Source organism: Alteromonas sp. Cnat2-8, assembly GCF_022348355.1.
Classification (GTDB): Bacteria; Pseudomonadota; Gammaproteobacteria; order Enterobacterales; family Alteromonadaceae; genus Alteromonas; species Alteromonas macleodii.
Window position 1 is genome coordinate 113,765 of record NZ_JAKREX010000007.1, and the last position, 21,351, is coordinate 135,115.

A 21,351-nucleotide genomic window follows, 5' to 3' on the forward strand; every position below is an offset into this window, starting at 1 on the left:
TTTTAGCAAGGGCGTTGCGATTAAAAACGCCCTTCCTTGTCTGCTACCACCACGTAATGTAAAACGCTGCTGTAAGGATAACTACAGCGATAGATGCTACATTAAATCCGCTTGTGGTTTTGAACTGCACTTCGTTTAGGTCGACAGCGTTTTCACTGACACCTTTTTTCTCTAGCAGAGAAACAACCACAGCTAAAGCGACACAAAGCAGGAACACAAGACCAACACGGTCAATAAACGGCAGTTCAGGCCAGAATTGTCTAAATACAATGCTTAAAACAAATGAGCCTAATGCGGCCAATAGACCACCGTTTGCTGTGGTTTTCTTCCAGAACATACCTAAAACGAACAATGCGCAGATACCTGGTGTAAAGAAGCCCGTGAATTCCTGGATATACTGGAATGCTTGATCGAAATTACCCAACAGCGGCTTGGCCACCACCATAGCAATGATTAGCGCGACCAAGCTAACGATACGACCCACTTTCACATAATGCTGCTGCGACTCGTTTGGACGCTTATCTTTATAAAGGTCCATGGTAAAAATAGTAGAAACGCTATTTGTCATCGACGCTAGCGAGGACACAATCGCCGCCACCAAGGCTGCGAAGATAATACCTTTAAGGCCAACAGGCATCAGCGTCATTAGGCTTGGGTATGCTTGGTCCGGTTTAGCTAAGTCTGGCACAATTAGCACTGCTGCAATCCCTGGCAATACCACAATTAGCGGCATTAGCAGTTTTAGGAAAGCCGCAAACGCAATACCTTTTTGCGCTTCTTGAACGCTCTTTGCCGCCAACGTGCGCTGAATGATGTACTGGTTAAAGCCCCAATACGATAGGTTCATGATCCACATACCGCCAATCAATACAGAAATGCCCGGCAAGTCCATATAGTGCGGGTTGTCTTCTGACAATATCATGTCGAATTTCTCAGGGAGCTTGTTAGTAAGGTCAACAAAACCTTGGATGGCACCATTGCCGTCGCTGATTAGGTTTAACGCCGTATACGACAGGAACAAGCCACCAATAACCAACAACACGACTTGAATAATGTCGGTGAGTGCTACCGCTTTCAAGCCGCCGTAAAGTGAATAGGTTAACGAGAAAAGGCCTAAGAACATCATGCCGTAAACCATATCAACACCCGCGATGGTATTGATGGCCAATGCACCTAACCACAGCACAGCAGTTAGGTTTACAAAAACATAAACACCTAGCCAGAATATTGCCATTACCTTGCGAACGCGATGATCATATCGCTGCTCAAGAAATTGAGGCATGGTGTAAATTTTATGCTTAAGAAAGATAGGTAAGAAGAACTTGCCGACAATAAGCAGCGTAATGGCGGCCATCCACTCATAAGACGCAATGGCAAGCCCCAACTGGTAACCTGACCCCGACATGCCGATGATTTGTTCGGCAGAGATATTGGCAGCGATGAGTGATGCGCCAATTGCCCACCATGGCAAGCTTGAGCCCGCTAGAAAGTAATCATTTGTATCTTTTTGATGACCCTGCTTTTCGCGAGAAACCCACCACGCAATTCCGACAAGCGCGACGACGTATACCACGAACAACGTGATATCTATTGATGCTAATTTCATAGTTTTTCCCAAAGTTCTTATTTTGGGTGCGGCGATTGTTATGCAGGGTACACAGGTGAAAAATTGTTTTTATTATTATATTGGTTGTTGCCACACCAGTGTCACGTTATTAAAACGCGTTTCGCAAAGCACAATAAATCATAAATGGGTGAAAAACTCACCGTTAAACTTATCGCGTTATTGCGGGTAGTATTAGTATCACACTTTGTTTACTTTTTTTAACTAGAAATGTGCACTTTTTGTAAAAAAAAAGCCGCAACCAATGGATGCGGCTTAAGGGACACAAACAATTCTAAAGAATAGGATTGTTTAGAAAGGGGAGAGGTTTGTGCATTAATGCTGTATTTAAATCGATAATTAGGCAAACGCGCCCTGTGTAGCCGTACACACATAAATGTCAGCACTGTATCCTGTTTCATCAGAGTACTTGTCGGCCACGACTTGCTTCACCGCTTCAACTTTGTCGGTAGGTACAAGGGCCACTACGCAGCCGCCGAATCCACCGCCAGTCATGCGAACACCACCCGATTTACCCAGCACTTCACCAATGATCTCAACCAAGTAGTCGATTGGGCGAACGGTAATTTCAAAGTCATCACGCATGGAGATGTGAGATTGCGCCATGGCTTCACTCACCGTTTCGATGTCGCCAGCTTTTAAGGCTTGGCTTGCTGCCAGTGTTCTAGCGTTTTCGGTAACAATATGCTTCGCGCGGCGATAAACCACCTCTGGCATATGTGCTTTAGCGCCTTCTAGCATTTCCATAGTTGCTTCGCGTAACGATGACACACCCAATAACGACGCGCCTTGTTCACACTGCTGACGACGCAAGTTGTATTCACTGTCAACCAAACCACGTTTAACATTCGAATTGATGATAACGATTTGATGCGAGTCTGGTAGTGGTGAATGCTCAATGGCTAGCGACTGGCAATCAAGCAGCATTGCCATGCCTTCATTACCCATAGCAGAGATTAACTGATCCATAATTCCGCATGAGCAGCCTACGAACGTATTCTCGGCTTTCTGGCCTAGCAGTGCAGCCTGTACGCCATCGAGGGGCAACTCATACAGCGCGCTTAACGCTTTTAGTATAGCCACTTCAAAAGATGCCGAAGAGCTTAACCCAGCACCTTGTGGCACATTGCCCGTAACCAATAAGTTAGCGCCGCCAAAATCTGGCATGGCCTCTTTAAGTACTTTCACTACGCCGCGAACATAGTTTGCCCACCCTTGTTCTTCGTCATAGTTAATGTCTGACAACGAAAACTGGTTTTGCTGATTTTCGTAATCCATCGCGGTAACCACGATGTCATTATCTGCGCGCTTTGTTGCCGCAACCCACGTTCCAAAGTTGATTGCAGCCGGAAATACGAACCCTTCGTTATAATCGGTGTGCTCACCAATAATGTTCACTCGACCCGGCGCATGTGCGATTAACGCTGGCGCCTCGCCGTAGTGCGTTTCAAAATTAGAAGAAAGTACTTGATTATCCATTCGCATTCTCACGTTTCTTATAGTGCACTGTGGATAGTGCTTTTAATCTGTCTGCCGCTTGTTCAGGGGTCAAATCTCGCTGTGCCTCTGCCATCATTTCGTACCCAACCATAAACTTGCGTACACTTGCTGAGCGCAGAAGTGGTGGGAAGAAATGCGCATGTAGCGTCCATTCAGGGTGCGCTTCACTATCAAATGGGGCACTGTGCCATCCCATAGAGTATGGGAAAGACGTTTCAAATAAGTTGTCGTACTTCGCTGTAATTTCGCCAATGATCTTAGCAAGAGATAGCGACTGAGAATCCGAGAGCATGTGCATAGATTGCACGTCAAATCTCGGTAACAGTAGCGTCTCAAAAGGCCAAGCGGCCCAGTATGGTACAACTACAACCCAATCATCATTTTGACACACGACTCGCTCTTGCTTCGCTACTTCTTGTTCGGCATAGTCCAACAGCATAGGCGTGCCGTTATCACCAAAGTATTGCTGTAGCTGCACGACTTTTTTCGCTGGGTCGGTAGGCACATGCTGCTGCGCCCATACTTGACCATGAGGGTGAGGATTTGAACACCCCATCATTGAGCCTTTGTTTTCAAAAACTTGTACCCAGCGATAGGTTTCACCAAGTTCAGCGGTTTGTGCTTTCCACGTGTTGACTACGTCTACGCGTTCTTCATCGGAAAGCTCAGGTAATGTTTTGCTGTGATCAGGGGAAAAACAAATAACACGACTGCAGCCTTGCTCAGTTTCGAACTGAAACAGCCCCTTTTTCTCACTGGCTTGTTCTGTATCTTGCTTAAGGGCAGCAAAATCGTTTTGAAAAACAAACGTACCTTTGTAATCAGGGTTAACTTCACCATTCACGCGGGTGTTTGTTGGACATAAATAACACGTAGAGTCGTAAGATGGCTTTTGTTCGTTGTTTGGCTCTTCTGAGGCTCCCTGCCAAGGGCGCTTCGCTCTGTGAGGCGACACTAACACCCACTCACCCAACAAAGGGTTGTAACGGCGATGTGGATCGTTGGTAGGGTCGAAAGGGGTTCCCATAATCACTCTCTCTGAATTAGCCTGCTACGCTCTAATGCGCAACATTAAATAGGGTTAAACGTTTACCCTGATAATGATATAGCAAGCTTCTACGTTTATCAATTGCGTAACAAAGAAAATTAATTGTTAAATTGATAACAAATAATTTTCTTTTGTCACTACATAACGATTTCTATGCGCTGAACTTGTATCGCATACTTGCTTTGAAGGTTTCCCCGGGTTTTACGAAACAGTTTGGAAACTCGGGCTTATTGGGTGCATCCGGGAAATGCTGTGGTTCTAAGCACAAGGCACCAAGCTGATCGTCGGTTTTCAACCCGCCAGTATAAAACTGCAAACCCGGCAAGTTAGTAAATAACGACATAGCAATACCTGTATCAAGTGCTTTTACGGTTGCTTGTGGGGTATGCTCAGGCGTATCACGGAGTACATAGTTGTGGTCGTAGCCTCCCACCCTATCAAATAATGGATGGGAATTAGATTGCTCTGCCCTTTCTTTTATTGCTGTAGGTTTCGTGAAATCAAAGGGAGTATTGGCAACTTCGACCAGTTTTCCAGTTGGCAGCAAGGTGCTATCTGCGTCCGTTACTTTGTCAGCATCTATATGTAGCAATGTATTACCCACTTGCGGGTCGTTGCTCAACGTGAAGTAAGCATGCTGCGTGAAACTAAGCGGGGTTTCTTTGTCTGTGTTTGCGGTGATCACAAGAGATAACTCGTTGTTTTGATCAAGGGAATAGCATGCCTCTACATTAACAGTTCCGGGAAAGCCACCTTCCCCATCAGGACTAGTTAAGGTAAATGTTACAGCCACACTGTCTGTCGTCTCTTGGACGCTTGCCGCCCAAACCTTCTTATGAAATCCAGCTAGGCCGCCGTGTAGATTATGTTCACCGCCATTTTTATCTAAGGTGTACTCTGTTCCATTTAACGCAAACGAGCCATGTCCAATTCGGTTTGCGTAGCGTCCTACGATCGCACCGCGATAGCTCGGGTCATCTATATAGTCTTGTAGAGTCTCGAAAGTTTGGACACAACTTACCGATTCACCTTCTGCATTCGGGAAGTGAATTTCTTTAATAATTCCACCGTAGTTAAGCAAGGTAACTGACATGCCGTTGTCGTTAGTTAACGTAAAGGCGTTTATGACTTCGCCTTCAACTTCACCAAATGCAGATACATTTATTTTCATAACAAAATTTTTACCTTAAGACGTGCTTAGTAAACTGACGCGTTCCAACCTACCACACATTTTTTATACATTAATGAATAATGCAATCTTTCAGAATGCCTAGGAGGTTATACGTTTTCCATTCTTTTTTACAGCGGTTTGATTAACAATCATAGAAGGTAAAACCACTTAGGTAATCTAACGCTCTTCATCTCTCTAATGCATCTCAGCCCCGTAAAAGACACCACAAGCTAAGCGTTAGAATTTTATCTTTTTTTGTAAATATAATGTACGCTATGGCAATCAGGTCAATCGACACTCCACGCAATAAAACGAAGTTTGAAAGAAAATGGCAACAATAAAAGATATCGCCCAAGCCGCTGGCGTTTCATTAGCGACCGTATCAAGAGTTATTAATAATGGTCCTAAAGTGGGCAATGATACTCGCAAGCGTGTCAAAAAAATCATGGAAGAAATGGGTTATCGTCCCAACGCTAATGCGCGGGCACTTGTAACCAAACGTAGCGCATCTTTAGGCGTTGTCATTGCTGAGCTCCACGACCCATTTTTCGCTATGTTAGCCCACGGTGTGGAGTCCATTACTCGCAAAAATAACGTTCAAATTTTATTAAGTGCCGGCTCTATTGAAAAAGAGACTGAACTTCGCGCTATTGAAACACTGCTAGAGCATCGAGTAGAAGCCATGGTAGTGCACAGCAAAGCACTTGATGACGAGACCCTGATCGGTTTTGCAAACCAAGTTCCAGGCTTTGTATTAATTAACCGCTATATACCAGAAATAGCAAATCGTTGTGTGTGGCTTGATAACGTTACCGGTGGTCGCCTTATGGCGGAATATGCCATCAACCAAGGCCATGAACATGTCGCGGTGATAAGCAGTCAGTATCGCATAGACGATCCTAATCATCGCCTCGAAGGGATTAGAAACGCAGTTAACAATGCGAATTTAAGCTTGCCTGAAAGCATGATTGAGTATGCTACGCCCGATCAGGAAGGTGGTGAACTGGCAATGCAAAACTTGCTTGCTACTGGTGCAAAATTCACTGCTGTTTTGGCTTATAACGATGCTATGGCATCTGGTGCTATGACCATGCTGCAGGATCATGGTATTTCAGTTCCAGAACAAGTTTCTGTGATGGGATACGATGATGTGCTGTTAGCAAAGTACTGTCGTCCTAAATTAACGACTCTGCGTTATCCAGTAGAAATGATGGCGGCAAAAGCGGCGGAACTTGCATTGAAGTATGCATCGGGAAGCAAACCAGAAGATGGGCTTACCTTTAAATATACTCCTACAGTAGTAAAACGAGATTCAATGGTTAGGGTTTAGCTGTTCGTTTTCCTTTCAAAAATTAATAGACCAAAAAAAGTACCCGCCTATGGCGGGTATTTTATTTAATCACTTACAAGCCAGTTTGATGGATGATTAATCGTAATTCGATGTATAGTTGAGCAACTGTGTTCTAAAAATTTCATGACACGAAACTATTGACAAAAATACCCGCTTGATCGTTTTGCCTCGAACTTTTATCCCCAAAGAGCAAAATTGCCTGATCCTGCACAGCTTTACGATCAAAAAAGATTAAGATCGAGCACAGTTGCTCTACAGCGCTTGATTTAACTGACATTTCGTGATCCGACCAGAAAGTGGTGAAAAGATCGTGATCTGTTGTTCTATATGGCTATTAACAGACTTACCAACAAGGTTTTCCACTACTTATCCACAACGAGTAAGGTTTCTATTACTGAGTGAATCTTGCTAAAAACTGCTTGTACTCTTGTATGGCATAGTCACTTTTTAGCGTTGCGTTGTGCGTCGCACCAGGAATGACCGAAATATACTTTTCGCTACTTGATGCATCTTCTAATAGCTGCTGACTAATCGGGTAAGGCGTTATTTTGTCTTCCTCACCCACCACCAGCCATAGCGGTCCCTCATAGTGACGCAAGATTGGGGCTATTTGCATACTATGAACTTCATCGTGAAGCTTCATGTTTGTGAATGAATTAGAGAAGCCTGGCACCATGTTGGCAATTAAATCAGAGATATTATTGAAAGCGCCGTCTAATACTAAAGCGTCTATCTTTCTATTTGCAGCAACATAGCTTGCGAAATAGCTGCCTATACCTCGGCCGTGAACGATAGTGGGAATTGAGGCGTCAAACGCACTTGCTACATAGTCAAACTGGGTTAACGCATCTTGTTTAATAGCGTTAATACTTAAGTCCTTCGCTTTATCACTGGCTCCTACTCCCTGATAATCGAGCCACAATATATTAGCGGGCAACTTACCCAGTCTATGAATAACGCTGTTGTTTTCGCTTACAGGCATACGATTGTCTGCAAAGAAAACAATGTTAACAATAGGGTCAGGGTAAGAAACAGCAACGCCTCTCAAAGTTAACCCAGCGTCATTTTTAACTTCAACACGGGTTATGCCCGCCGAGGTTTTGTCTTTTTGAATTGCCGCGTGTAGCTTCGTAGTATCAAGGGGCTTTTGCTGAGTGTCTTGATAAAAGAAGGCCGAAGGGGACACGTTAATTGCGCACCCAATAAGTGACACACTTGCAACTACACTAATTACCGCGTTTTTTAAGCTCATCATTAAAGAACTGTCCGTGTTGAATGGTTATGGCGAAATTTTTATTCAGGTTACATAGGTGTAATGGTTGTGTCGCTGATCAAAAACTCGCTCAGCAAAATCAACAGTCCCACACCTATGCTAAACAAGCTGTAACAGTTTGCAACAGTTGTTCTGTTTCTTAGCGATACAAACTTTCTTATACTAAAGACAATATTACTTGCATAATTTATCTGCATAAAACAAAAATAATTTAATGAAAAGTAGAACATTTTCCATGTCTTACGCTACATCACCAGCTCGACTTATTGTTGCCTGTTGTGCCCTACCCTTACTTATTGCCTGCGAGTCTACGCCACCCGAGCTTGACTCATCATTAATTCCTGCGTCGCAGAGAAAAGACTATCAGCTAACCATGTCTAAAGCGAAAGCTTGTCCAATTAACTTGGCAGAACTAATCGACATACGGTCGAGTAAAGACTTGCTCGTTGGAAGCAGTAATGTAACAGAAGACACGCTCTATTCACTGCTACAGCAAAGCTTAGAAGCGATGAATGTCAGCCCAGATATTGAAGCAGCCAACAGCGTGAAAGTAGTACTAAACCGCGCGTTTATAAAAAGCTTAGGAAGTAATATGGTTGCCACCGTGGTGCTTAATGTTAAGTACAAACCTGACTATGCCGATGAGTATTCACCCGCCACCACCTTCAGAGGGCAAAGCATGAGTGTGAACGCCAGTGTCAGTGAAAAAGAGAGCAGTCAGATTGCTATCGATGCAATGAAAACCGCCATTGATGATGCCACCAAACGTATAAAGTCTTCACTGTTACACAACTGCGGAAATGCGCTAAGCGAACTAGAGGCGGTATAAGCCTAAGAAACTATAAAGTGAACGCGATTGAGTGAGCGTAAGCCCTAAGCTCGAACTTTCAATCAGGGTAAGATTCAGTAGATAAGCCGCGTATTGTCGACCATAAAGCACGCCATGCCACCGTCAACCGCCGCTTTTCGTCCCATGTCGGTATCTTCAAACACCACACAATGCTGTGGTGCTACACCCATTAATTCTGCCGCACGCACAAAGGTTTCAGGGTGAGGTTTACCTTGAGTGACGTCATCGGCTGTAACCAGCGCAGATAGTTGGGCTAGAAGGCCGTGTTCATTTAACACCATTTGAGCGTGCTGCCTATCTGAGCCTGTCCCCACTGCAATGGGCATGCTTCCCTTATAATGGTTAAACACGTCCAGGGTATCTGGGATAAGCCTTGGCAAATGGTCTAGCCCTTCAAACGCCTGTTTTTTATATAGAGCAACCTCTGCTGGATCGTGGCTTTTTCCATACTTTGCATTCATAAGATGTACGGTTTCAAAGGTAGGAACACCACCTAAACTGTATTGGTAGTCTCGGTCGAAGGGATAACCAAACGCATCGCACGTAAGCTGCCACGCATCAATATGCGCGCCCATTGAATCGACCAAGGTGCCATCCATATCAAAAATAATGGCTTTGTAGCTGCTTAGGTCAATCATGGTGTTCGCTTCCTTTTCAAAATGGTGTAGTGCTAGCCCTTCATGGTTGCAATGCGATGAGCAACTATGCAGACAACACGTCTCGCGCTTTTACCGCATCAAAATCACGATCAACTTTCAGGTATACCGCGTTATTTTGGCTGTTTAATGTCACTTCCAACACACCAGGCACTAACAGCAGCTCGGCTTCAATGCTGGAAACATTTGAACTATCAAAATCTCCATTCATCATCACACGCTTAACCCGGCTCACTTCTTTAACACCAAGAATAATAAAAAGCCAAAGCAGAGTGCTAGCAGCACCAATGCCATAAGCTAACTCTTGCGACCAAATATCGGTGACGAAACCTGAAATTACACCGCCCAAAAATGCACCAAAAAATTGAAAACTGGCGTAGAGGCCCATGGCCGTTCCTTTTTGTCCCGCAGGCGCAATGCTCGACACCAATGCAGGGAAATTCGCTTCCAAATAATTAAAGCCAGTAAAGAAAAGCACCACGGCAGCGGTAACCCACCACCAGCTATGGTCCTCTAAACTCAGCGCCAAAAACGCGCCGCCCATTAATACAACGCCGGTTACAAGGAGCGATTTAGGCGTACGGCCTCTTGCTGCCCCCATCATGATAATTAGACCTACAATTGACGCGCCTAAAACGGGTAAGTAAACCGTCCAGTGACTATCTAGCGTCATATCAAAATTCAGTAGCGTTACGGGCAGTTGAACAAACAACAGCGTTATCATCATATGTAGAATCATCACGCTGATATTTAAACGCCATAACTGAGAAGAAAAGATTAAGCGCTTTAGCTGGTCTTTTTGTGGCAGTGTATCGCCACTGCTCAGCTGCACACCGTTTGGCACTACCCATTTAACCAGCGGCATGCAAAGAATCGCCAGAATACCAGTAATACCAAACACACCAGCAAGCCCGTAGCTGTTCGCAATAAGAGGTCCTAAAATAACGGCTAAATAGAATGAAAAGCCAATGGCTATGCCTATGATAGCTAACACTTTGGCTCGCTGACTTTCCCGGCTTACATCCGTAGCCAGCGCCATTATCGCTCCTGCAATTGCCCCAGCGCCTTGAAGAATACGCCCAACAATCATCATGGCCATACTGTCGGCGTTTGCTGCTACAAAGCTTCCTAATGCAAATACAGCAAGCCCTAGCAAAATAACGGGTTTACGCCCCCATTTGTCAGACATCATACCCATAGGAATTTGCAGCGCAGCTTGGGTTAGGCCATATCCACCCACGGCAAGTCCTACCAACAGCGGCGAGTAATCCGGGTAGTCCATTGCGGCTACAGCCAACACGGGCATAACCATGAACAGCCCCATCATGCGTAATACGTAAACGGAGGCGAGTGCAAGCGCAGCGCGTAATTCCAAAGCGTTCAAAGCGTCTGTTTCCCTCAATAAATAAAATCAAAAAAACATAAAAGCGCGCAGAGAACACCTGTTTCTGCTGCATTAAGAATAAGGTCGCGAAGTGTAGCATAATACAATTGGTATTTTCTTCTGCTCGCGAGGTAGATTTAGCCCTCTCGCACTACTCTTTTTCTTACTAGGGGTTTAAAAGTGGGGATAAAATCACCCTTTTGCAATGTCGATAAGCGAGAGCTAATCGTAAGCTTATGTCCGTGAGGTGATCTGCTTACTCCGCTTACAGTATAACTTGAATGTCATATCACTTTACTTGACACCTATGGCATACTGATTCTTTTTCTCTCATTTAGGCTTCAATGGATAAAATCGAAATTCGCGGTGCTCGCACCCACAACTTGAAAAACATCGATTTAACACTGCCACGAGACAAACTGGTGGTGATAACCGGCCTTTCTGGCTCGGGTAAATCGTCTCTTGCATTCGACACGCTTTATGCAGAAGGCCAGCGTCGTTACGTTGAGTCTTTGTCTGCCTATGCTCGTCAGTTTCTATCTATGATGGAAAAACCAGATGTTGATCATATTGAGGGTTTATCACCAGCAATATCCATTGAGCAGAAATCAACATCGCATAACCCCCGTTCAACGGTGGGTACCATCACTGAAATATACGACTATCTGCGTTTGATGTTCGCGCGAGTGGGCACGCCACGCTGTCCAGACCACGATGTACCGCTAGATGCACAAACGGTCAGCCAAATGGTCGATAAAGTGTTAGCAATGCCCGAGGGCAGTAAGTTAATGCTGCTAGCGCCTATTGTTAAAGAGCGAAAAGGCGAGCACGTTAAGACGCTGCAAAACCTGTCTGCTCAGGGCTTTATTCGCGCGCGTATCGACGGTGAAGTGTGTGATCTATCCGATCCGCCACCTCTCGATTTGCACAAGAAGCACACCATTGAAGTTGTGGTCGACCGCTTTAAAGTGCGCGACGATATGGCACTGCGTTTGGCTGAATCATTCGAGACGGCGCTTAGCCTTGCTGGCGGCAACGCGGTTGTGGCTGATATGGACGATAAAGACGCAGAAGAAATTGTATTTTCTGCTAACTTCGCCTGTCCACACTGTGGTTACAGCATTAGTGAACTTGAACCTCGTCTGTTTTCATTTAATAACCCAGCGGGTGCATGCCCAACTTGTGACGGGCTAGGTACAAGACAGTTTTTTGACCCAGCACGCGTAGTCGGCAATACCGAATTGAGTCTGTCTGGCGGCGCTATTCGCGGATGGGACAAGCGCAGCTATTACTATTTTCAAATGCTACAGGCAGTAGCAGACCATTATAAATTTAGCCTTACCGCGCCATTTGAAGAGCTCGATAAAAAGCACCAAGACATTGTGCTTTACGGGTCTAAAGGCAAGTCGCTGTCGTTTAAGTACATAAACGAGCGTGGCGACGTGATGGAGCGTAAGCATCCATTTGAGGGCATTATCCCTAATATGGAGCGTCGCTATCGCGAGACCGAGTCAAACTCGGTGCGAGAAGAGCTAGCAAAATATTTAAGCCAACAGCACTGCAGTAGCTGTAACGGCACGCGTCTGCGCGTTGAAGCACGTAATGTATTTATACAAGACACCAACCTGCCAGCCATTGCTGACATGTCAATTGCCGACGCGTATGGCTTTTTCGAGACACTCAACCTTGAAGGCCAACGTGCTCAGATAGCTGAAAAGATTTTGAAAGAAATCATGGACCGCTTGCGCTTCTTGGTAAACGTAGGTCTTAACTATCTTTCTATGTCGCGCAGCGCCGATACCCTATCGGGCGGTGAAGCTCAGCGCATTCGACTGGCAAGTCAAATTGGCGCAGGCTTAGTAGGCGTTATGTACGTGCTGGATGAGCCCTCTATCGGACTTCACCAACGGGATAACGAGCGCTTACTTGGTACGCTTACGCATTTGCGTGACCTGGGTAACACTGTGTTAGTTGTAGAGCACGACGAGGATGCCATTCGCGAAGCCGATTACATTGTAGATATTGGCCCGGGGGCGGGTGTACATGGCGGTGAGATAATTGCCGAAGGTTCGCTGGAAGATATTAAGAACAGTGAACACTCACTTACTGGAAAATACTTATCTGGTAGAGAGAAGATTGATATTCCTGCAACACGCACACCGGTTAAAGACGACAAGTGGCTAGAGCTTTTAGGCGCTACCGGCAACAACTTGAAGTCTGTTGATTTACGTATACCTACCGGTGTAATGACCTGTGTGACGGGTGTATCGGGCTCGGGTAAATCAACGCTGATTAATGACACCTTCTACAAAATTGCGCAGCGCGAGCTGAACAAGGCGACCACGTCTGAACCGGCACCGCATAAGTCGATGACCGGATTAGACCAGCTCGACAAAGTGGTCGATATTGACCAAAGCCCTATCGGCAGAACACCGCGCTCTAACCCAGCGACTTACGCTGGCATTTTCACTCCAATTCGTGAAATGTTCGCCGGCACACAAGAGTCGCGTTCACGAGGTTACAAACCTGGCCGCTTTAGCTTTAACGTGAAAGGCGGTCGCTGTGAGGCGTGTCAGGGTGACGGCGTAATTAAAGTGGAAATGCACTTTTTGCCAGACGTATATGTGCCTTGTGACGTGTGTCAGGGCAAACGCTATAACCGTGAAACCCTTGAGATAAAATACAAAGATAAGAACATCCACGAAGTGTTGGAAATGACGGTGGAAGATGCCCGTGAGTTCTTTGATGCTATCCCGGCTATTTCGCGTAAATTGCAGACGCTCATGGACGTGGGCTTGTCATATATTCGACTAGGCCAAGCAGCCACTACCTTATCAGGTGGTGAAGCGCAGCGCGTAAAATTGGCGAAAGAGTTGTCAAAAAGAGACACTGGGCAAACACTCTATATCTTGGATGAGCCAACCACCGGGTTGCACTTCCACGATATTAAACAGTTATTAGCCGTCCTTCACAGACTGCGCGATCACGGTAATACCGTTGTGGTTATTGAGCATAACTTAGATGTGATTAAAACCGCAGACTGGATTGTTGACCTTGGACCCGAAGGTGGATCCGGAGGTGGCCAGATTATTGCAGAGGGAACACCTGAGCATGTGGCACAACAAGAAGTTTCGCACACAGGTCGATTCCTGAAACCCATGCTCACACAAGCTTGAGCCGGTAACGAGGTAAATCCGTTAGCGTAAAGCGCACTCGTTTTCTATTTTGTTGCTGTGTAATTTACACAGCAACTTGTAAGAAGTGCGCGTTGACGTTTATTTACACGTTTTTCCATGCTGGTCAGAGCTTGTATTGGCAAATCATACGTTACGATGATTTTTGTGTATTTTTGCAGTAAGAATTGCTGGAGCGACAACTAATGAACCAAACGCCGCCATTAGCCTTAGTGAAAACATGGTATCACCTACTGTCATCATCAGAAGACAATGATGTGAAAGCACGCGCACAAGAAATGCTGTTAAAAGCCTTCGAGTCGCCTGAGGCCATCGCGATTTATCTAAAAGAACACAATATCCTTAAGCACTGATCAAAAAAGCCTTAGCGTAGTAAAGGCTACTACGCTAAGGCTTAGTGTTTTTCATATCGAAAAAAGAATAGAAAAGGTTAAGCGTGCTTCGCCGCTTGAATAGCTAATCCTTCGCACACCGAGTTGAAGGCGTCATTCTCTAATCGCGGTAAACCGGTAAGCAGGTTTTCATACAGCGCATCAACGACGATTGGCGATAAGCTCATACCACCTGTGATCATCACCACTTCTGGCTTTTCACTGCTGTTTTCCAAGCATTCCACCACTAGCGCTTTCACTTTATCAAGCCAAGGTTTTAATGCCTTTTTGAGCGAGTCTTGCGAAATCTCCACGTCAAAATCATCTTCGATATAGTGCAGCGGCAAGGTAATGTTCTGCTTACTCGACAGTAGTTCCTTGGCTAATCGAGCCGAGTTCACCACACGGGCAGACAACTTGTTCTCCTGAACAATAAGCAAGCGTTCTAGTTGGGCTGGCTCTTTAATCACAGACATGGTTTGAGAAATATCTAACCCGTAATCGTCAGAGAAAAAGCGAGTAAGAGCAGGAATGTTATCAACCGCACACATGTCAGAGAAGTACGTAGGAGGAACAGGAAGCCCGTTAATCATCTTAAGGCCCATTCCCATTTCTGGGGCAATAGCCTTAAGCACCAAGCTTTTATCGCAATCCATACCGCCTAATCGTCTGCCTGTTACCGACAGAACATCATCTTTGCGATCAAGCTGATTTGAACGCTCTGGGGAAAGCTTAATACAGCAAATATCCGTGGTCCCCCCACCAATATCGACAATCAGCGTAGTGGTATCCCTTGGTAGGGTTTGCTCAATTTTATACGCCGCTGCGATAGGTTCATCTAGGAAATTAACCCCTGTAAACCCGGCTTTCGTCGCCGCTTCAGTCATAATTTGAATGGCTTGCGCGTTCCCCTCTTCACCGCGGGTGCCGTGAAACTTAACAGGACGGCCAATAACTGCATTATTAACAGCCTTGCCTAGCTGTTGCTCTGCACACTGTTTAAAATAGGCCAGCTGCTTAGCAATAATACCGATGAATGCTTGTTTTTGGTCACCGTCTAGCGAGGCGCCTAGAAAGTTCTTAGGTGAATAAATTAGACGGCCTTTATCAGGCATTTTAAGAAAGCGTCTAAACCCTTCTTCACCAAACGCAAACTTACCGTGCTCTACCAACCGCAGCAAAGGGATTTCGTCTAGCGACATGGCATGCATCAATTGCGCAATAGCTTTACGCTGTAATGCAGGCTTGTTGTGCAAATCACCGCGCAGCGAGTCGATACGGTCGCTATACATCGCCTGTTCTTTTGGATCTTTTGCCGAATAATAGCCGTCCTTCGCCTTATCTATTTGCTCACTGATGACGCGCTGTAACTGCGCCACTTTCGCTTCAACCATGGCATCAGGAGGCGGCGGCAGTTCATCTTCAAAATAGATGAACACCGAAGAACGGATTTTATTGCCCTTCTTATCTAACGGGTCGAGTTTGATGTGCTGATGGGCCGTTCCATCAAAATACACAACCTCAGAATTTGATGTACCGTAGTCAATCCCAATCGCAGTCATAGTATGTTCGCTCAAAAAGTTAGAAGCGGATTGTAAGTAAATACGAAAGTGCTTTCTAGCTTTGTATGTAATTGAGCTATATTGCTTTTAACAGAGCTATTGCAGCATTTAATTCTGAGTCACTGGCTGTATGCCCGTCCCAAGATACCGCCTGGGGCACAAAGTCCTCTCGATATGAGCCGTTCACATGGTAAAGACGTTCAAAACCCAGCTCTAAAGTTATGGTCGATTCAGGTAGTTGAAATTGATTTATCCCGCCAAGTAAATCAGCCATGGGTGTGCCGATTACCGCCTTTGCACCAATGGCATCAAAGCCAATAGCCATACCTTCTCCCATACTGCCGGTCCAATGACCAACGAGTACCACTACTGGCTTACTGTAATAAGGTAATGAAGGGGTAACATAGGCCAAGTGTAGCTCTGCTTCTTGGTAGGGTTTTCCCGCATTTTGAATTTTGTAACCTTGATATGCGGTTTTGGCATTTACAAAGTGCCCCAAGATAGGCTCAGCTACACCAGTGTTTCCCCCGCTCGGCGTATTACGCAGGTCAATCACTAACCCCTGTGTTGATTCAAGTGACTCAAGAGCTTCTTTGAACGCACGAACGGTTTCAGAATTACCTAGATTGTTATTAAAGCGGATGTACCCGATTCCCTCTTTCTGCTTAACTATCAGAGGGGCTTTTGTTCGAAGTAGATTAATAGCGTCGTAGCTAGCTGCTAATAGCACGCGTTTGGCATCATCAAAATCAGACGCCACTTCAATGTGCCTCTCTTGATTGCGACGCCCACCTAAAGCCACATTAACCGCCCACGTTTTATGTGCGTCAGTAAGCGGTAGCAATGTGTTTCCAAAAACGCGATGTATTGCGGCTTCAGTAGACTCGCCGTCAATACCCACAATCACGTCACCTAAGGCTAACTGGCTATTGGCAGCAGCACTGCCCGCTTTAATACGTGTTATAACAAAGTCATCGCCTTGCTTTTCCACCCAAATATCAGACCCCGTTGGCGTGACGCTGTAGTCCGCTTCGTTTAGCGGTGATACGTTAAAATGCGGGTCGATAAAAAACTGCTTCACCACCTGCAATACGTCGACAAACTCCTCTTGCGTTGTCGCGTTTATTGCAAGGGGTTGGTAGTACGCTTTTAAAGCTTCCCAGTCGGTAGGTGCCGTATCTAAGTAAGCGTAGTTATCTTCAACAGTTTGAACAAAGGCTTGCCAGCTTTCTTTCGTATTGAAACCCTGGCTTTGTGCGCAGCTGCTTAGCGGAAGGAGTAATGACAGCAATATAATAATTCGATAAATCATAATGTTCCCTATTATGAATTGGAGTGATAAGGAAATTGTTCATTTAAGCGCGTAAGAAGCGATTGTTTTTTTAGCGCCTGCTCCATGCTTTTGAGAGAGGCTTCAAGATTGACCTCTATCTCTTCCCAAAGGGCATCATATACGTCTTCAAATTCTTGCATTATCGTCACTATCTGCGCCGCCTCGGCCTTTGCTTTGGGCGCAATATCGTACACGCGCTTTCGCGAGTCTCGTTCATCGGGCACAGAAACAAAAAAGCCGTCTGCAACACTTTGCTTCAACCGACTTTCAATAAGTTGACGTGAAAGACCAATGTGACTTGCTAGCTCAGTTGACGAAAGAGGCCCTTGAGTATGAATCGCCAGTACCAGAGAAATACGATTTGCAGGCAGACTAATATTAAGCGCTTCAAATACCTCTTGGCCTTGAGTTGCAATAAGCTCGCTAGCACGCAAAAGTATTGCGCCAAACTGAGGACTTCTGATCATAAATAGGCACCTTGTGATTTTTCTTCAAACTCATTTATGAAAATATTTGCGCAAAAATTTTCGCAAATCAACTTATTTTTGAATATGTATGTTTTGGTTAGGTGTTAAAAATGTTTTCCAACCGGATCAATTACTGTTTGATAAATGACTGAAATAGCCGCGGCATAATGCTAGAGTGAAAGCTAAATAAACAACGAACCCTACTAAAAAAATATGAGCCATTCAGTACCATTAGTTACGTCATTCGACGTACGTTTTTGTGAAACAGATGCCTTACAACATGTAAGTAACACAGCATTAGTCGCTTGGTTTGAAGCAGCCAGAGAGCCTATTTTCAGAATGTTTACCCCTGAACTAGACTTACAAAATTGGCCGCTAATTTTAGCCAGCTACAAAGTCGATTTTTTAGCTCAAATTTTTTATGGCAAACCTGTGACGGTTAAAACTTACGTTAGCCGGCTAGGCAACAGTGCATTCGACGTGTTTCAAGAGTTATGGCAAGACGATAAGCTGTGCTCAACAGGCATTACCACCATGGTACATTTTGACTATAAAACACAGCGCTCTGCGCCTATCCCGGATAAAGTGAAATCAGAACTACAATCTCACTTTAAAGAAGTACCAACTCAGTAATAAAGCGCAGTACGAGGTCTCCATGAGCGATTTAATTGAAGTTATTGATGATGTGTTACCACCAGAGCTGTGCAAACAACTCATGGAACGCTTTGAAAGCAGCCCTAATTTATCTCAAGGCCGCACCGGTGGTGGCGTCGACTTAGATAAAAAGCGCAGCATGGATGTATCGATAAGTCGCAACCCGGAATTTAAAGACTTATTTCAACTAGTGATGCAGCACACTGGGCAGCAGCTGGTCTCCTACATTGAAAAGTACTATTTTGCGCTTGTTGGGCCCATTGGCTTAACCGTACGCCATCCCAAAACTGGCGAACCGGTGAAAGTAACAGGTGAAAATTTTGATGAAGTGGGTAAACCCAATTTGGCTAATTTGGTGAATTACCTGTTTCGGGTTGGCGATGTAAATGCACAGCGCTACACCGCGGGCAATGGTGGCTACCCATACTGGCATTCAGAAGTCTATCCACAGCTTCAACATAACGATGCGCTGCACCGCGTGTTGCTGTTTATGTACTACTTAAACGATGTGGAAGAAGGCGGCGAGACGGAATTTTATTATCAAAACCGTGCGGTTAAGCCTAAAGCAGGCAGAATGGTGATTGCGCCAGCCTATTTTACTCACACGCATCGCGGCCAAATTCCAAAAAGTAACGACAAGTACATTTTAACGTCTTGGCTTCTGTTTAACCGCGCTGAACAGATTTATACGCAGGGCTAGCTTAACGATAACTTCGAGATGATGTGCTCTAGCTCGCTGTACTCTTTCTTGTCGATAGGTAAAAAGGGTGCAGGCAAGCTAGGCGTTTCACAATAGCCCAAGATTTCTGCTGCGGCAGCAACCACACGCAAACCACCGCCATTGCGCGCAAACATGCTCCATATTCCGCTTAACGCTTGTGACTGAGCCTGTGCATCAACAGCATTACCTGACTGAGCGGCGTCGATAATACGCATTACGGTTCGCGGGAATATTCCCCCTATAACAGAGAGCCAAAGGTCACAACCTTCACTCATTCCTGCTGCGCCAAAACTATCACCACTCACGCCTATAGCAATGTTTGCAGGCATTATCTCTCGTAATGATGCTAATCGACGAGCGCCTTCGCTACTGCTTGCTTCACAGGGTGGGATATCCTTGCTCGAACTATTATCCATTGAGCTTTTGGCAAACGGAGTACCGGGTATTTTAATCGCTCCGATATTCGGTAATTTTCCAATGCGGCGGTATAAATCTTCGCTGAAGGTAAAATTAGTCACGCGAGGATTTTCGTAAACGCAGATAGGCACAGATACCTCGTGACTCACTGCCTCATATAGGCCATACACTTCTTCTTCGTTAAGCACTTGATAGGAAACGGGTGCTAACAGCACAGCATTAACACCTGCTTGCTGCACAGCTTCAACGTTTTTTAGCACGTCATAGGTTCTCAGCGCCCCAACGCCTGCCATAACAGGAATGCCATTTGCGTGGTCGACGGCGAGCTTGGCTACGTCGTACTTTTCCCCTCGCGTTAGATAAGGATACAGCCCAGTAGAGCCTATCGCGCAAATTGAATCTACATTCGCCGAAGCCAAATTCTCAACAAGCCCTTTAAATGCTTTGTAATCAATAGCTTCTTGTTTGAATGGAGTAATGGGAAACGCTGATAATCCTGTAAACACCTGATATCCTTTTTAAACGTTTTATGCTTAAAACCCTTCTACGGCTTCGCCTTTCAAACGGTAACCTACAGACGCAATGTCGCCTTTCCAACCGTCAGTCGACAGTTCGCCGGTTACCCAAATTGCATCGTAAATATTATCTATGCGCACACCTTCTTCAAATTTTACGTAAACAATTTGATTAGACGGCGGCGGTGGTACGTGAATACAGGCTCCGAAATATGGAACAAGTAAGAACTCAGTGGTTAGCTCTGCCGTACCTTCTAGCGGCACAACAAAACCCGGGATTTTCACCCGTTTACCATCAAAGGTATCGACAACCGGTGCGTCAGGCTGAAGCTGACTCATCTCGCCATTGTGTTGAACTGAAGGTGGCGCGAGCTCATTAAAGCCCTCTGGCACTAGGTCTTCCCAGTATACTTCAGTAGGAGTTTCATCTGCCAGTGCGTTGAAAGTTACAACCATCATTATTACAGCAAACAATGAAGTCATGGATAATTTATGGTGAATCATACTGCTCTCTATCGTTGAGTATTTTGTTCGCTTTTTTGTATCGGCTTTTGCTTGTCGTTTTCAATCTTCACTTTTTAGCCACATACAAAAAGGGCTGGTATTACACCAGCCCTTTGTATCATCAATTTAAAGCAGCGTGAATTATTCTGCTTCGAAACGCGCGATGCTTGCGGTAATTTCTTCTTTTGCAGCGGCAGCGTCTGCCCAACCGTCAATCTTCACCCATTTGCCTTCTTCAAGATCTTTATAGTGCTCGAAGAAGTGCTCAATTTGCTTAAGAAGAAGCGGAGGTACGTCTGCAATTTCTTTAACGTCACGATAGATAGTAGAAAGCTTGTCTACTGGTACCGCTAGTACTTTTGCGTCTTTACCAGACTCGTCAGTCATGTTTAGTACGCCAACTGGACGACACTTAATGACAGAACCTGCAAGTAGTGGGAACGGAGTCATTACTAGAACGTCAACTGGGTCGCCATCTTCAGACAACGTGTTGTTCACGTAACCGTAGTTAGTTGGGTAGTGCATGCAAGTTGCCATGAAACGGTCAACAAATAGTGCACCTGTGTCTTTGTCTACTTCGTACTTCACCGGGTCAGCGTGTGCTGGAATTTCGATGATCACATTTACTTCGTCTGGTACGTTTTTACCAGCAGAAATAGCACTTAAGCTCATTCTTTGGTCCTTTCAATGATGTATAAGAAATTTTGGGTTAAGTATACGGTGACAGCAGCAAAATAAAAACGCTTTACGACCCAT

The 21,351-nt window shown here is 45.2% G+C and carries 19 protein-coding genes; 6 read left to right on the forward strand and 13 right to left on the reverse strand.

Annotated features, from left to right (window positions below; all coding sequences use genetic code 11):
• Positions 1 to 43: 43 nt before the first annotated feature.
• The 4 genes from MHN00_RS18270 to MHN00_RS18285 all read right to left on the reverse strand — a co-directional run bounded on the left by MHN00_RS18270 (position 44) and on the right by MHN00_RS18285 (position 5,343).
• Positions 44 to 1,606 carry a sodium/sugar symporter gene (locus tag MHN00_RS18270; protein ID WP_014975374.1) on the reverse strand — a complete coding sequence of 521 codons (1,563 nt, stop codon included), beginning with the start codon at positions 1,604 to 1,606 and terminating at the stop codon, positions 44 to 46.
• A gap of 357 nt (positions 1,607 to 1,963) precedes the next feature.
• Positions 1,964 to 3,103 carry a galactokinase gene (gene galK, locus MHN00_RS18275; protein WP_039217399.1) on the reverse strand — a complete coding sequence of 380 codons (1,140 nt, stop codon included), beginning with the start codon at positions 3,101 to 3,103 and terminating at the stop codon, positions 1,964 to 1,966.
• Entirely contained in the window at positions 3,096 to 4,151 is a 1,056-nt protein-coding gene (locus MHN00_RS18280; protein WP_014947878.1) for a UDP-glucose--hexose-1-phosphate uridylyltransferase, read from the reverse strand. Before MHN00_RS18280 ends, galK begins: the two co-directional genes overlap by 8 nt.
• A gap of 172 nt (positions 4,152 to 4,323) precedes the next feature.
• The gene (locus MHN00_RS18285) at positions 4,324 to 5,343 is read right to left on the reverse strand and encodes an aldose epimerase family protein (protein WP_014975371.1); all 1,020 of its coding nucleotides are present in this window, start codon (positions 5,341 to 5,343) and stop codon (positions 4,324 to 4,326) included.
• Positions 5,344 to 5,671: 328 nt separating this feature from the next.
• Between MHN00_RS18285 and MHN00_RS18290 the strand changes: the two genes are divergently transcribed.
• On the forward strand, positions 5,672 to 6,673 hold the full coding sequence (locus MHN00_RS18290) for a LacI family DNA-binding transcriptional regulator (protein WP_014947876.1): 1,002 nt from the start codon (positions 5,672 to 5,674) through the stop codon (positions 6,671 to 6,673).
• Between the two features lie 412 nt (positions 6,674 to 7,085).
• On the opposite strand, the gene MHN00_RS18295 is transcribed toward MHN00_RS18290, so the two are convergent.
• A complete protein-coding gene (locus tag MHN00_RS18295; RefSeq protein ID WP_014947874.1) occupies positions 7,086 to 7,949 on the reverse strand; it encodes an alpha/beta hydrolase in 864 nt (287 codons plus the stop codon).
• A gap of 232 nt (positions 7,950 to 8,181) precedes the next feature.
• On the opposite strand from MHN00_RS18295, the gene MHN00_RS18300 reads away from it, so the two are divergent.
• Positions 8,182 to 8,796 (forward strand): hypothetical protein, encoded by a 615-nt coding sequence (locus MHN00_RS18300; protein WP_239302016.1) that lies wholly within the window; start codon positions 8,182 to 8,184, stop codon positions 8,794 to 8,796.
• A 74-nt stretch (positions 8,797 to 8,870) separates the two neighbouring features.
• Here the strand turns inward: MHN00_RS18300 and MHN00_RS18305 are convergent, their stop codons facing one another.
• Entirely contained in the window at positions 8,871 to 9,455 is a 585-nt protein-coding gene (locus tag MHN00_RS18305) for a beta-phosphoglucomutase family hydrolase (protein WP_069943537.1), read from the reverse strand.
• Positions 9,456 to 9,519: 64 nt separating this feature from the next.
• Positions 9,520 to 10,857, reverse strand: a complete 1,338-nt coding sequence (locus tag MHN00_RS18310) for an MFS transporter (protein ID WP_069943536.1) — start codon at positions 10,855 to 10,857, stop codon at positions 9,520 to 9,522.
• A gap of 344 nt (positions 10,858 to 11,201) precedes the next feature.
• Between MHN00_RS18310 and uvrA the strand changes: the two genes are divergently transcribed.
• Positions 11,202 to 14,033, forward strand: a complete 2,832-nt coding sequence (gene uvrA / locus MHN00_RS18315) for an excinuclease ABC subunit UvrA (RefSeq protein ID WP_069943535.1) — start codon at positions 11,202 to 11,204, stop codon at positions 14,031 to 14,033.
• Positions 14,034 to 14,236: 203 nt separating this feature from the next.
• Positions 14,237 to 14,404: a hypothetical protein gene (locus MHN00_RS18320; RefSeq protein ID WP_012516741.1), complete on the forward strand. Its 168-nt coding sequence runs from the start codon at positions 14,237 to 14,239 to the stop codon at positions 14,402 to 14,404.
• A gap of 77 nt (positions 14,405 to 14,481) precedes the next feature.
• Here the strand turns inward: MHN00_RS18320 and MHN00_RS18325 are convergent, their stop codons facing one another.
• From MHN00_RS18325 to MHN00_RS18335, 3 genes are all read right to left on the reverse strand, one after another.
• Positions 14,482 to 15,984, reverse strand: a complete 1,503-nt coding sequence (locus tag MHN00_RS18325) for an Hsp70 family protein (protein WP_014975364.1) — start codon at positions 15,982 to 15,984, stop codon at positions 14,482 to 14,484.
• Positions 15,985 to 16,060: 76 nt separating this feature from the next.
• Positions 16,061 to 17,296 (reverse strand): S41 family peptidase, encoded by a 1,236-nt coding sequence (locus MHN00_RS18330; RefSeq protein WP_069943534.1) that lies wholly within the window; start codon positions 17,294 to 17,296, stop codon positions 16,061 to 16,063.
• Positions 17,297 to 17,307: 11 nt separating this feature from the next.
• Entirely contained in the window at positions 17,308 to 17,784 is a 477-nt protein-coding gene (locus MHN00_RS18335) for a hypothetical protein (protein ID WP_014947866.1), read from the reverse strand.
• Positions 17,785 to 17,997: 213 nt separating this feature from the next.
• On the opposite strand from MHN00_RS18335, the gene MHN00_RS18340 reads away from it, so the two are divergent.
• Entirely contained in the window at positions 17,998 to 18,417 is a 420-nt protein-coding gene (locus MHN00_RS18340; RefSeq protein WP_014947865.1) for a thioesterase family protein, read from the forward strand.
• 22 nt (positions 18,418 to 18,439) lie between these two features.
• Positions 18,440 to 19,138, forward strand: coding sequence for a 2OG-Fe(II) oxygenase (locus MHN00_RS18345; RefSeq protein WP_069943533.1), 699 nt, complete (start codon positions 18,440 to 18,442; stop codon positions 19,136 to 19,138).
• Here MHN00_RS18345 and MHN00_RS18350 read toward each other — a convergent pair.
• The 3 genes from MHN00_RS18350 to ppa all read right to left on the reverse strand — a co-directional run bounded on the left by MHN00_RS18350 (position 19,135) and on the right by ppa (position 21,267).
• Positions 19,135 to 20,082 (reverse strand): dihydrodipicolinate synthase family protein, encoded by a 948-nt coding sequence (locus MHN00_RS18350; protein WP_069943532.1) that lies wholly within the window; start codon positions 20,080 to 20,082, stop codon positions 19,135 to 19,137. The genes MHN00_RS18345 and MHN00_RS18350 overlap by 4 nt on opposite strands.
• Positions 20,083 to 20,109: 27 nt before the next feature.
• Positions 20,110 to 20,595: a DUF3299 domain-containing protein gene (locus MHN00_RS18355; protein WP_049587082.1), complete on the reverse strand. Its 486-nt coding sequence runs from the start codon at positions 20,593 to 20,595 to the stop codon at positions 20,110 to 20,112.
• A 141-nt stretch (positions 20,596 to 20,736) separates the two neighbouring features.
• Entirely contained in the window at positions 20,737 to 21,267 is a 531-nt protein-coding gene (gene ppa / locus MHN00_RS18360; protein ID WP_014947861.1) for an inorganic diphosphatase, read from the reverse strand.
• Positions 21,268 to 21,351: the final 84 nt, after the last annotated feature.